The 13602-nt window shown below is 41.6% G+C and carries 9 protein-coding genes and 2 tRNA genes; 1 reads left to right on the top strand and 10 read right to left on the bottom strand.

What is annotated here, in order from left to right; genetic code table 11:
• Window positions 1–121 precede the first annotated feature (121 nt).
• The 9 genes from ABE613_RS07490 to ABE613_RS07450 form a co-directional block, all read right to left on the bottom strand.
• A complete protein-coding gene (locus ABE613_RS07490; RefSeq protein WP_235234006.1) occupies window positions 122–631 on the bottom strand; it encodes a DedA family protein in 510 nt (169 codons plus the stop codon).
• An 871-nt stretch (window positions 632–1502) separates the two neighbouring features.
• Window positions 1503–2525, bottom strand: coding sequence for a GNAT family N-acetyltransferase (locus ABE613_RS07485; RefSeq protein ID WP_347376063.1), 1023 nt, complete (start codon window positions 2523–2525; stop codon window positions 1503–1505).
• A gap of 64 nt (window positions 2526–2589) precedes the next feature.
• The gene (gene ispF, locus ABE613_RS07480) at window positions 2590–3138 is read right to left on the bottom strand and encodes a 2-C-methyl-D-erythritol 2,4-cyclodiphosphate synthase (protein ID WP_235232109.1); all 549 of its coding nucleotides are present in this window, start codon (window positions 3136–3138) and stop codon (window positions 2590–2592) included.
• Window positions 3139–3438, bottom strand: coding sequence for a DUF2892 domain-containing protein (locus tag ABE613_RS07475; RefSeq protein WP_235232108.1), 300 nt, complete (start codon window positions 3436–3438; stop codon window positions 3139–3141). It abuts the gene before it with no gap.
• A gap of 154 nt (window positions 3439–3592) precedes the next feature.
• A tRNA-Met gene (locus tag ABE613_RS07470) sits at window positions 3593–3666 on the bottom strand.
• Between the two features lie 33 nt (window positions 3667–3699).
• Window positions 3700–3772, bottom strand: a tRNA-Val gene (locus tag ABE613_RS07465).
• 231 nt (window positions 3773–4003) lie between these two features.
• Window positions 4004–5338 carry an NADP-specific glutamate dehydrogenase gene (gdhA, locus tag ABE613_RS07460; RefSeq protein WP_235232107.1) on the bottom strand — a complete coding sequence of 445 codons (1335 nt, stop codon included), beginning with the start codon at window positions 5336–5338 and terminating at the stop codon, window positions 4004–4006.
• A gap of 289 nt (window positions 5339–5627) precedes the next feature.
• The gene (locus ABE613_RS07455; RefSeq protein WP_347376062.1) at window positions 5628–9395 is read right to left on the bottom strand and encodes a phosphoribosylformylglycinamidine synthase; all 3768 of its coding nucleotides are present in this window, start codon (window positions 9393–9395) and stop codon (window positions 5628–5630) included.
• 98 nt (window positions 9396–9493) lie between these two features.
• Window positions 9494–10204: a TIGR01906 family membrane protein gene (locus ABE613_RS07450; protein WP_347376061.1), complete on the bottom strand. Its 711-nt coding sequence runs from the start codon at window positions 10202–10204 to the stop codon at window positions 9494–9496.
• Window positions 10205–10300: 96 nt separating this feature from the next.
• Here ABE613_RS07450 and ABE613_RS07445 point away from each other — a divergent pair, with 96 nt between their 5' ends.
• Entirely contained in the window at window positions 10301–11173 is an 873-nt protein-coding gene (locus tag ABE613_RS07445) for a LysR family transcriptional regulator (protein ID WP_347376060.1), read from the top strand.
• 34 nt (window positions 11174–11207) lie between these two features.
• Here ABE613_RS07445 and ABE613_RS07440 read toward each other — a convergent pair whose 3' ends face one another.
• The gene (locus ABE613_RS07440) at window positions 11208–13571 is read right to left on the bottom strand and encodes an ATP-dependent DNA helicase (protein WP_347376059.1); all 2364 of its coding nucleotides are present in this window, start codon (window positions 13569–13571) and stop codon (window positions 11208–11210) included.
• Between the last annotated feature and the right edge of the window lie 31 nt (window positions 13572–13602).

The following is a 13602-nucleotide window of genomic DNA, read 5'->3' as shown; positions in this document are numbered from 1 at the left end:
TTTTAGTGTGCCGTCAAGGGTGGCGTACACTGCCGAAAACTAACATATCTGCAATTTTCAAGGTTCCAATGGAGCCATTTTTTCAGCTCCAATTTTTCATAGGCTACTTTACACTACCTTATCATCTCAGAATCTGCCACACAGCATCTCCCAGAAAGTATCCTGCTCCGACAAATACCAGGTTCCACACAAACACACCCAATAAGGAACTCAATGTATAACTTCCGAATCCCATCGAAATCATACCTGCCGGGATGGAAATCAACGTCCTGATCATGGGCACCAGTTTTCCAAGGAACACACCTGTCGTCCCCCGTTTTCGCAGCATTTCCATATTCTGTTCGATCAATTCCCTATGCTGTGGAAAATGCCGGAGATAAAACCGCAGGAAGATCTCTCCGCCCAGTCTTCCAAGAAAATACAGTATCCAACTCCCAAGAAGTCCTGCAGCCACTGATATCACCATAACCGCAGGGAAGCTGATATCACCACGCGCTGCCCAGATTCCTGCCAGCGGCATGATCACCCCTGCGGGAAATCCCGGAAGATTCATATATTCCAGCAGAACAATCAAAAACACAAATACAGCCCCATATTGCGCAAAATATTGAGTAAGCATCTGGATTGTCATATACAAGACCTCCCTTCGTTCTGATACCATAAGCATAATAGGGAAATCTTAAGAACGAAGAATGAAAATTCTAAAGATATTCTAAAGATGGGAATTTAGATTAGTTAGTTGGTAATTGGAAGGTGTACGGCGCAAGGGAGTTGGATAGGCTGGTCTGTATCCGGTATCCTTCGCCAAGAATCCATAACAGAAAAAAGAGTTGCAATTTCGTGACCGGACTGATTCACCGAGAAATTTAGATAATTTCTCGATTCAGCAGTCCTTTCGAACTTGGCTGGATGCCAAATTCTCACACGGAATTGCAACTCTTTTTTCTGTAACGGATTCTAACGCTTGACTAGACGGATACAGACCAGCCTATCCAACTCCCTTGCGCCTGACATTCCCAATTACTGAACGAACTCATCTGGGGTAATTCCTGGCGCGAAGCGCAATGGGGAACGATGTTTTTATACTATTCATCATTATTTCAATGGAAGAATCAGTTAGTTATTCTGCCAGTTTTTTGACAATATCTTTACTATGATCTTTCCCTCTGCATGACGCGCAGGAATTCTCCCAGATGAGGAAGTTGCGGACTTGGGGGATGTCAGGCGAGAAGACGAATGGAATGGTTGCCTTTCGTTGGACAAGCGTTAGAATCCGTTACTGGAAAAGAAGCAGATATTTTGTGCGAAGATTTGGCTTCAAGCCAAATCTGAGAAGGCTGCTGAGCCTCGAAATTATCAATATTTCGGGGTGAATCAGCCTGGTCACAAAATATCTGCTTCTTTTCCTGTTATGGATTCTTAGCGAAGGACTTCGCAATGGCAACCATCCCATCCATCCTCTCGCCGTACACACCCAATTACCAACTAACTCATCTAAATTCCTACACAACCTCATTCAGATAAATCTTAGAAAGTGGTATGATTTTCTTCATCTCTGCTTTCATCCTTTCGGACATCTCAACACCTTCCTCCTGGCAGACTTCTTCCACTGTCTTTGCACCGAATACCAGACTTGCCAGTGCAGCGACCGTTATAGTTCCTTCGCTGTTTTCCGGTTTCCCGTCCATTAGCATTACTCCGGAAAATTCAGTTCCAGTTATAACAACACAGCGATTATTTTCTACAATAATGGGATCGGTTACGCAAAAACATGTACTCATTAATGAGCGCAGAGAAAGAGACATTAACATCCTGCGGACATCTACAATTCTTACCATAATCTTTGGTTTTTCTTTTTCTTCTGCCGTTTCTTCAGGATACCATCCAAGACAATCTGTTATTTTTCCTTCTTTACGGTATATTTTCAGACTTCCTCCGTCACTGGCATATTCTTTTATCAATCTCTGATAATATGCGGAATCTCTGATAGCAAATACCTGATATTGTCCCAAGAGATAAGAATTGGCAAACTCTGCCAGCTCTTTGCAATCCTTTTCTTTTGCATCTTCAACCACCAAAAAATCATCTTTTTGTTGCATCTCATTTTCTTTCTGTTCACAATACACCCTTTTATTTTGCTCATAAACTGTCCGAAAATCATAGGGAATATAAATACTTTCAGAAGCTGGCATCAAAAAAGTAAATGTCTTTCCATCCCGATATTCATCTCTTAATGCTTGCTTTAAAAGGTTAGCCATATATCCTCTTTTACGATATTCCTTCTGTGTTGCAACTGCAACAATATAGTTAACCTCCTTTTCGGATCCATTTACATACAAATGATACGGATTTAGATGAAGCATGGCACGAATCGCTTCATCCTCTTCTATGACATATATTTGATTGTCTTTTGTCTTTTCCATATAATAATAATCAACAAACCCTTTACTGTCTTCCTCAAAAACTTCTTCATATAATGCCCGTGTCTTTCCATTTTCCCCGGGACTTAAGTTACGTATATCCATTCTTCTATTATCCTTTCTTTGAGAAAGAGAAGCCCCTGTACGGAGCTTCTCTTTTACTATCATACTATCTTTCCATATGCGGACAGCCACTGCATCCTGCACATCTTCCTTCTTCTGGTCCTACGACATAGCTACAATTTTCTATCGTATCAAGAGCTGCTATCGCCTGAGCGGAAATTCCAGCACCGCTTCCAGTAAATCCAAGCCCCTCTTCCGTTGTCGCCTTAATATTTACTTGGCTAATATCCACATGCAATACTTCTGCCACATTCATACGCATCTGTTCGATATGTGGCGCCATCTTCGGACGTTGGGCAATAATCGTTGCATCAATATTTCCAATCACATATAAGTTATCCTCAATGAGCTTTCCTACATGTTCTAACAATTTGATACTAGAGATACCTTTATATTGGGGATCAGTATCTGGAAAATGCCTGCCAATATCTCCCAATGCAGCAGCTCCTAACAACGCATCCATAATCGCATGCAGAAGCACATCCGCATCTGAATGTCCCAAAAGACCTTTTTCGTATGAAATCTTAACTCCACCTAATATCAGATCCCTGTCTTCTACCAATTTATGAACATCATATCCCATTCCAACTCTCATCTATGATTCCTCTTTTTCTTCTATTTTTTCAACTTCTTCTTTTACCACTTCTTGATCAGAATCTACTTTATCGTCTTCCTCTATATTCGACTCTTCATAGTCCGTATATTCCTTTTTAATATATTTCTTCACTCCCAAAATGCACCATGTTGCTCCTAGAATCAGGAATGCAAGTCCTATGAGTAAAAAAACAATAAAATTTTCCGGCTTATTTAAAACAGAATCACGAACCAGGCTATATCCAAGATAGACCAGATATGCCCCTGCAAGAATTCGAATCGTTAATCTTCCTTTCGTCATTATCGTACTCCTCCTCAATAATAGCGTAGTCTATATTTTTAATATTATAAATGATTTCTTATTTTTTGTATAGTGGAGACACAAAAATAAAACCCTATCTCTTCTATTCATATTCAAAAAAAGAGAGAACATTCAACGTCTCCCTTTTTACAAGTAGCGGGAACTGGATTTGAACCAGCGACACCACGGGTATGAACCGTGTGCTCTAGCCAACTGAGCTATCCCGCCATATTAAATTAACACAACTCTTCTTGAGTTGAATGGGACCAATAGGGCTCGAACCTATGACCCTCTGCTTGTAAGGCAGATGCTCTCCCAGCTGAGCTATGATCCCATATTGGTTTGCAAGTTCTTATCTCTCGAACCGACTTCGTTAGTATACCATTAACTCTCACCAATTGTCAACAGTTTTTTTAATTTTTTTGCAAATTCCGAAAATATTTTTTATAATCCCCGAAAATACGCTATTTCATGCTCGTAAATAAAATTCTCCTTTCAAAAAGGGACAGGGATATTTTAATTTGGGACGGAGGAAATTGAAAAAACCCCCGTCCCCATATACAATTTACACAATTCCCTGAGCTGTCATAGCATCTACTACTTTTTCGAATCCGGCAATGTTTGCTCCGGCAACGTAGTTGCCGTCCATGCCGTAACGTTTTGCAGCATCGTCAATGTTATGGCAGATATTTACCATGATGGATTTCAGTTTTGCATCTACTTCGTCGAATGACCAGCTTAAGCGTTCGCTGTTCTGGGACATCTCGAGTGCGGATGTTGCAACACCACCAGCGTTAGCAGCCTTTCCAGGTGCGAAGATGACTCCGTTTTCCTGCAGATACTGTGTTGCTTCCAAAGTGGTAGGCATATTCGCACCTTCGCATACTGCTACACATCCGTTTGCTACTAACTGTTTTGCATCTTCTAAGTGAAGTTCGTTCTGTGTTGCACATGGAAGAGCAAGGTCTACTTTTACAGACCATACGCCGCGTCCTTCATGATATTCTGAATTTGGACGATATTTCTTGTATTCTGTTAATCTTGCGCGATTTACTTCCTTGATTTCCTTCAATGCGTCTACATCAATTCCTTCTGGATCATATACCCATCCGTTAGAATCGCTGACTGTTACGACCTTAGCACCTAACTGCTGTGCTTTCTGTGTTGCGTAGATTGCAACATTTCCGGAACCGGATACAGCAACTGTCATGCCTTTGATGTCTTTTCCATTAATCTTAAGAAGTTCCTCTGTCAGATACAGAAGACCATAACCTGTAGCCTCTGTTCTTGCAAGAGAACCGCCATAGCTTAATCCTTTACCTGTAAGCACACCTTCATAAGTTCCCCGGATTCTCTTATATTGTCCGAACATGTAGCCGATCTCTCTTGCACCTGTTCCGATATCACCTGCCGGAACGTCTGTATCAGCACCGATGTATTTGCAAAGTTCTGTCATAAAGCTCTGGCAGAATGCCATTACTTCTCTGTCTGATTTACCCTTTGGATCAAAATCAGAACCACCTTTACCTCCGCCGATCGGAAGGCCTGTCAGTGAATTCTTGAAGATCTGTTCAAAACCAAGGAATTTGATAATTCCAAGATTAACAGATGGATGAAGACGTAATCCTCCCTTGTAAGGTCCGATTGCGCTGTTGAACTGTACACGATAACCTGTGTTGACCTGAACCTGTCCTTTGTCATCTACCCATGGAACACGGAACTTAATCTGTCTTTCTGGTTCTACCAGTCTTTCAAGCAGGGCATCTCTTCTGAATTTATCTTCATTTGCCTCTACTACTACTCTCAATGATTCCAATACTTCTTTGACTGCCTGGTGGAATTCTGGTTCAGCAGGGTTTTTTGCCACTACTTTTTCCAGGACTTCATCTACATATGACATACCTTTTACCTCCTAAAAAAATTCCTTCAAAGCATTTTTATATAATGCACCCCATGTTATGCCTTATATAAAAAACGGGCAGACAAGGTCTACCCGTTTGTGACGCTTTTGTCAAATAACATTGTAAAGGATTCACGTATAGAACACAAGGTTTTTTTTCAATTTTATGCAATTTATGCAATTATTTCCTTTTATTCTTTCAAAAACGCCTTAATTTTATGCAGTTTTTACGCTATAATTCGTTTTTTCTTGAAACAGAGTGCTCTCTAAGTTTCATTTTCTTTGTAGCTTATTTAAAATATTCTACACCAGATTCAAAGATCTTCAGATCCTGCTCTCCGTAAATATTCATAGCGACGGAGCGTGCACGTCTCTCAGAATGTGCCATTTTACCAAGCACACGTCCATCCGGGCTGGTGATACCTTCAATTGAACAATAAGATCCGTTAACATTCCATTCTTCATCCATAGTAATATTACCTTCCGGATCACAGTACTGCGTTGCGACCTGCCCATTAGCGAAGAGTTTATCCAGCCATTCTTTATTGGCTACAAAACGTCCTTCACCATGAGAAGCCGGGTTGGTATATACACCGCCGAGCGTTGCTTTCTGAAGCCATGGAGACTTATTGGTAACCACTTTTGTGTATACCATCTTGGAAATATGACGTCCGATCGTATTGTATGTCAAAGTCGGGGCATCTGCATCCTGTCCGGTAATCGCTCCATTTGGAACCAGTCCCAGTTTGACAAGTGCCTGGAATCCGTTACATACACCGAGTACCAGTCCGTCACGCTCATTCAAAAGTTTTTCTACCGCTTCTTTCATCTTCGCATTCTGGAATGCAGTTGCAAAGAATTTTGCAGAACCATCCGGTTCATCACCAGCACTGAATCCGCCTGGGAACATGATAATCTGGGCATCATTGATTGCTTTTTCAAACACATTGACAGAATCAATGATATCTGAAGCATTCATATTCTTGAATACTTTAACATTCGTCTTTGCTCCGGCTCTTTCAAATGCTTTTGCACTGTCATATTCACAGTTTGTTCCAGGAAATACCGGAATAAATACCGTCGGCTGCGCAATCTTGTGGTTACAGATATAGATATCTGAGGTCTCATACACTCCAGTTTCAACCTTTTCATCCTGTCCTTCTGCACCAGAATTAGTCGGGAATACTTTTTCCAGTGTTCCTTTCCATGCTTCTTCTGCATCGGCAATGGTAATCTTTACATCCTTGTATGCAAGAACAGGTTCTTCTGTCACTTCACCGATTACCATATAAGTGATGCTCAATTCTCCCACTTTATCTGCAGGAACTTCCGCAATGATATCACCAAATGCAGGAGCAAACAGATCTCTTTCATCTACATTGTGTTCCAGAGTAACACCCATTCTGTTACCAAATGCCATCTTGCTGACAGCTGCTACAATACCATGTCTGTCAAGTGCATATGCAGATACAATCTTTCCGCTGTGAATATCCTCTGTAAACTTCGCATACTGATCCATGACTTTCTCATATACCGGGACATCATATTCATCTGTCTCAATACGAAGCCACACCAACTTATTACCTGCCTTCTTCAATTCAGGAGTAATAATATCCTTTTCTGTAGCAACATCTACTGCAAAGGAAACCAGTGTCGGCGGAACATCGATATCCTCGAAAGTTCCAGACATACTGTCTTTTCCTCCGATGGATGGAAGGCCGAATCCAAGCTGTGCATCGTAAGCCCCCAGAAGTGCTGCAAACGGCTGGCTCCATCTATGTGGATCTTCCGTCATACGGCGGAAATATTCCTGGAAAGTAAAGCGAATCTTGCTATGGTCACCGCCTGCTGCAACAATCTTCGCAACAGACTCGGTCACAGCATAGATTGCTCCATGATATGGACTCCAGGTGGACAGATACGGATCAAATCCATAACTCATCATCGTGACTGTGTCGCAGTCTCCCGTCAATACTGGAAGTTTTGCTACCATCGCCTGTGTCTCTGTCATCTGGTATTTTCCACCATGTGGCATAAATACGGATGCAGCACCGATGGAACCATCAAACATCTCTACAAGACCTTTCTGAGAACATACATTCAGATCTTTCAGGGTTGTCATCCATTTTTCTTTGACATCTCCAACTTCTTCTCTGACAAGAATGCTGTCTTTTCTGTTCGGAATATCCACTGCAACCGTAGTTTCCTGATGTGCTCCGTTCGTATCCAAGAATGCACGGGACAGATTGACAATCTCTTTTCCTCTCCAGGAAAGCACCAGTCTTGGCTCCTCTGTTACAACTGCAACACAGACTGCTTCCAGATTTTCTTCTTTTGCATAGCCCATGAATTCATCTACATCTTTTGGATCAACGACGACTGCCATACGCTCCTGGGATTCAGAGATTGCAATTTCCGTTCCATCCAGACCTGCATATTTCTTCGGGACTTTATCAAGATCAACTTTTAAACCGTCCGCCAGTTCTCCGATTGCCACAGAAACTCCGCCAGCGCCAAAGTCATTACATTTCTTAATTAATTTACTTACTTCTTCTCTTCTGAAAAGGCGCTGAATCTTACGCTCTGTCGGAGGATTACCCTTCTGAACCTCAGCACCGCAAGTTTCAATAGATTCTTCGGTATGTACTTTGGAAGATCCGGTTGCGCCGCCGCAGCCATCACGTCCGGTACGTCCGCCAAGAAGGATAATGATATCTCCAGGATCAGAAGTTTCGCGGATAACCGCACGTCTTGGTGCCGCACCTAATACCGCTCCGATCTCCATACGTTTTGCCACATAATTTGGATGATAGATTTCTTTTACAGCTCCTGTTGCCAGACCAATCTGATTACCATAAGAACTGTAACCATGAGCTGCCTCACGAACCAGCTTCTTCTGCGGAAGCTTTCCTTTCATCGTATCTTTCACAGATACCGTCGGGTCTGCCGCACCTGTCACACGCATTGCCTGATATACATAAGTACGTCCTGACAATGGATCACGGATCGCACCGCCAAGGCAGGTAGCCGCACCACCGAATGGTTCAATCTCAGTTGGATGATTATGGGTCTCATTTTTAAAGTTTACAAGCCATTCTTCTTCCACGCCATCTACTTTAATCGGCACAACAATACTGCAGGCATTAATCTCATCAGACTCCTCCTGATCTGCAAGCTTTCCTTCTTTCTTTAATTTACGCATCGCCATCAAGGCAAGATCCATCAGGCATACGAATTTATCCTCTCTGCCTTTGAAAATCTCACTGTGATCTGCCAGATACTGCTTATATGTATCCTCGATCGGTTCTTTATAATCACCCTCTCCGAAGGTAACATCTGTCAGTTCTGTTGAAAATGTTGTATGTCGGCAGTGGTCAGACCAGTAAGTATCCAGCACACGGATCTCTGTCATGGAAGGATCTCTGTCTTCCTCTCCTTTAAAATATTTCTGAATGTGAAGGAAATCCTTAAATGTCATAGCAAGGCCCAGAGAAGAATACAATTCTTTCAACTGCTCTTCTGCCATATCTTTAAACCCGTGAAATATAATGACATCTGCAGGTTCATCAAACTTTGTCACAAGAGTATCCGGCTTCTCCATGCCAGTCTCCCGGGAATCTACCGGATTGATGCAGTGAGCTTTGATGGCCTCAAACTCTTCGTCAGAGATTGCCCCATCTCTTCCTTCAATCACATAAGTAATCGCTGTCTTAATAACAGGCTGCTCGTCCTCTTTTATAAATTGTACACACTGAATCGCAGAATCTGCACGCTGGTCAAACTGCCCAGGCAAGAATTCTACAGAAAAGATTCTGCATCCGTCCGCAACAGGAAATTCCTCGTGATACAGTGTATCTACCGGCGGCTCAGAAAAGATTCCATTGCAAGCTTTTTCGAAAGTTTCATCGGAAATATTCTCCACATCATAACGAATCAGTACACGCACGCTTTCCACATCTTTAATCCCGAGATAGCTCTTAATCTCGTGTCTTAAATCGTCTGCCTGTACTGCAAATCCTGGTTTCTTTTCCACGTAAACACGTTTTACATTACTCATAAATCATCCTCCACACATGAATTCTAGATTATCTGGTTACATTGTATCATAGTTTTTCTTATTAATAAAATTAATACATCTTAATCATTCTATAAGTATTACTTATCATTCTTTTTCACTTTTCTGTTCCAAATCAGGAACATGATCAAAAGAAGTAGTAACATTCCCACAAATGACATACCGATTCGAATCACCATATCAGAAAAGAACCCTTCCGGGAGCATCCGAATCATATAGTCAGTATCTTCATCAAAGAGCCACAGATCATTGGTAAAAAATATTTGATGAAATATCGTAAAGCACTTTGTAAAATCAATAGAAAATGCCACTGCCAGAAATGCAATCAGCGCCAGGAACACACCGACCGCAATAAAATAAGCTTTGGGAAGTAGATGCTTCCAGTCTGCCTTCCGTGCTATGAGCAGCACAAGCAGTACGAGAAAAACAATCAGGCATACGGTTCTTAGTTTTAACCCGCCTAAGAACAAATTCCTTACATCTGCCATATGCAGCCTGTCCTGTTCATTGAAAAATTCCTGCGTCTGGCCATCTACCTCCGTCACAATTGACAATTCATCCTCTTTTCCAATCAGATAAGCCATCATGTGGTCTGTCACTTTCATGGCATCTACAATCTTCATATTCAAAGCTTCCGTAACCGTATATTTTTCATATTCCTTCTCATAAAAACGATATTCCGGATCCCCATATATCACCAGTTGAAAACTGGTCAGCAGCATTGCAATAATGAGAAGAAACATTGCAACAACAGCCGTTACACTCATAATCTTATTCTGTTTTCTATTCATATCTCGCTCCTTCCATCCCCATTCTAACATAATCCTCATTGTAATTCACTTCTTTTTGACTTATAATTGGCTTAGCTTTATCAGGAGGACTTATAAATGGATATCAATTATGAATTATATAAAGTATTTTATTATGTAGCAACGACCCTCAGCTTCTCCGAAGCTTCCAAGAAATTATATATATCTCAGTCAGCCGTCAGTCAGTCTGTCAAATCTCTGGAAAAAAAGTTAAATCAGATTCTGTTCATCCGCAGTACAAAACAAGTACGTCTAACACCGGAAGGCGAAATCCTCTTAAGACATGTGGAGCCTGCCATCAATCTGATCAAACACGGTGAAGCTTCGCTTCTGGAATCCAATGCAGGCGGAGGACAGATTCGCATTGGGGCAAGTGACACAATCTGCCGTTATTTTCTGGTTCCTTATCTGGAAAGATTCCATAAGGAATTTCCAGGCACTCATATCAAGGTTACAAACGCAACTTCCGTTCGCTGTGTAGAGTTACTGGAAAGCGGCCAGGTTGACCTCATTGTCGTCAACTATCCCAATACCTATCTTAGAAATGTCTCTAACGTAAAGGAAATCCGGACTTTTCACGACGTATTCATTGCAAACAATGCTTTTTCAGAATTAAAAGGAAAAAAACTATCTTTAAAACAATTATTAGAATATCCGATTCTTATGCTGGATAAGAAAAGTACGACCAGCGAATTTTTGCATGCACTTTTTCAGCAACATCAGCTGGATCTGGTTCCTGAAATCGAACTGAGCAGTAACGATCTTCTCATCGATCTTGCAAGCATTGGCCTGGGAATTGCATTCATACCGGATTACTGCATTCCTCATAAATCTACAGAACTGTTTATTGTTAGGACTCAGGAGGAACTCCCTGCACGTGAACTGGCAATCGCATATGATGAACATATGCCAGTATCAAATGCGGTGTTAGAATTTCTGAATTATTTCTAATGATCTGCTCTGTCTAGTTCCATATTTCAGAAAGCTATTCTCCCCATTTTTTCCAGAATGTCTCCAGGTAATCCTCTACATTTTCCACATTACAGAGCGCATACTCCTTCCATTCTCTTGGAAATGTTTCCTGATATCTTCCATCACGGAAGCGCTCATCCAGTAACAGGATCACCCCTCTGTCTTCATCTGTACGAATGACTCTTCCTGCTGACTGAAGCACCTTATTCATCCCAGGATAAAGATAAGCATAATCAAAGCCTCGCAATCCATGTGCATCAAAATAATTCTTCAACAATTCTCTTTCCCGGCACACCTGAGGCAGTCCGGTACCAATAATGATCGCGCCGATTAATTTATCTTCTGCCAGATCAATTCCCTCCGAGAAGATACCACCCATTACACAGAATCCCATCAGGCTGTGCTTTCTGTCTTCTTCAAAATTTTCCAAAAAGATCTCTCTCGCCTCTTCCGACATATACTGAGACTGCATCACATATTCGATTTCCTGATCTTCTTTTAACAGATCAACAAACACTTCATAAACTTCTTCCATAAATCGATAGGAAGGGAAGAACGCAATATAATTACCGATTCTTGTTCTTGCAACCTGTATCAGATATCTGGCATAACGCCGATACATGTCCTCGCCTCGTCTGGTATATTTTGTACTGACATCGGTACCAAGAATCAACTGTCTTCTTGCAGGATCAAATGGAGATTCTGCATATATCGCGTAATCTTCTTTCGAAGTACTTAATAGCTTTTTGTAATAATGAATCGGAAGTAACGTTGCAGAGAAGAAGATGGTACTATTTCCCTTATCCAAAAACTCCTGTAAACAATTGGCAGGATTGACGCAGAACAGCCGAAGCTTAAATCTGCCACTGTCTTCTAATTCTGAATAGATCAGATAATTCTCATCCAACCGGTCATGGATATTGAGAAATGTACGTACAGAAAAATAAAGATTCAAAACTTCTTGTCGAATCTCTTCTTCTTTACAGTCTTCCAAATATCTCTCCATCTCCGTCATTAATGCCATTAATTTTAAATAGATATGGGAGACACTGTCTAACACCTGCAAACCGTCACATTCTCGCTTTAATGCCAAAAGCTGCTTATTGCAGTCATTCAGCTTCCGGGCAAGTTTTTCATCTCTGTCCTTTACCAGTTTTTTTATCTTTAAAATGTCTTCTTTATAAATCTGGGCACTGTACATCTCACGACCGCGTTCAACCAGATTATGCGCTTCATCAATGAGGAAAAGATATTCTCCTTTGTTCCCTTCACCGAAGAATCGTCTCAGATATGCATTCGGATCAAACACATAATTATAATCGCAGATGACTGCATCTACCCACTCTGCTATGTCCAGACTCATCTCATGCGGACATACCTGCCACTTTCTTGCCTGTTCTTCCAGAATCTCCCTGCTCATCTCATCGGAAGTCGTAATCAACTCATATACCGCATCATTTACTCTGTCATAATGTCCCTTCGCATATGGACATGCATCAGGATTACAGTTTGTCTCTTCACAAAAACAGATCTTTTCCTTCGCTGTCAGAACAATCACTTTCATGCGAAGCGCCTGTTCTTTCAGTGTGTCAAACGCCTGCCATGCCACCGTTCGAGTAATCGTCTTCGCAGTCAGATAAAACAGTTTTTCGCCCAATCCTTCCCCAATCGCCTTTACAGCCGGGAATACAGTCGCCATCGTCTTGCCCACTCCCGTAGGAGCCTGGATAAACAGCTTCTTCTTGCGAAGAATAGTCCGGTACACCGATACGACCAAATCCTTCTGTCCCTCACGATATGCAAATGGAAATTCAATTTCTTTAATAGATTGATTCCTTTTTCCCTTCCACTGAATCTGATACCTTGCCCATTTCTCATACTTCCCGATCAATTCCCAGAACCATGTATCTAATTCCTGGAACGAATATACACTCTGAAAACGCTTAATCTCTTCCGTCTCCATATTACAATATGTCATCTGTATGCCAATCTCTTCTAACTTCTTCTGACTGGCATAAATATATGCATAACATCTTGCCTGTGCCAGATGGACTCCGACAGGTTCTTTCAACAAGTTCAGATCTTTCAGCACTCCTTTGATCTCATCGATCACAATTCCTTCCGGCGTCTCTATGATTCCGTCTGCACGCCCCTCAATCATAAGAAGGAATCCTTTACAAGGCACTTCGAACTTCAATCCAATCTCTGCATGATAATCCGACCCCATACGGCGCTGAATCTTCCGGTGAATCTTACCGCCCAAAAGCATACTGTCCTTATCTGCTCCTGCTATTCTATTGTCGATATCCCCGCTGCGCATAATAAACTCCACAAGACTACGCACGGATATCCGGATGACCGGCTGTTCTAAATTCATAATCTCTTCTTCTCTCTATACTAACTTTTCT

Source organism: Dorea chungnamensis (assembly GCF_039832125.1).
Lineage (GTDB): Bacteria > Bacillota > Clostridia > Lachnospirales > Lachnospiraceae > JAFBIX01.
The sequence above is the reverse complement of the archived record's forward strand: the minus strand, read 5'-3'. Positions and strand labels throughout refer to the sequence as shown.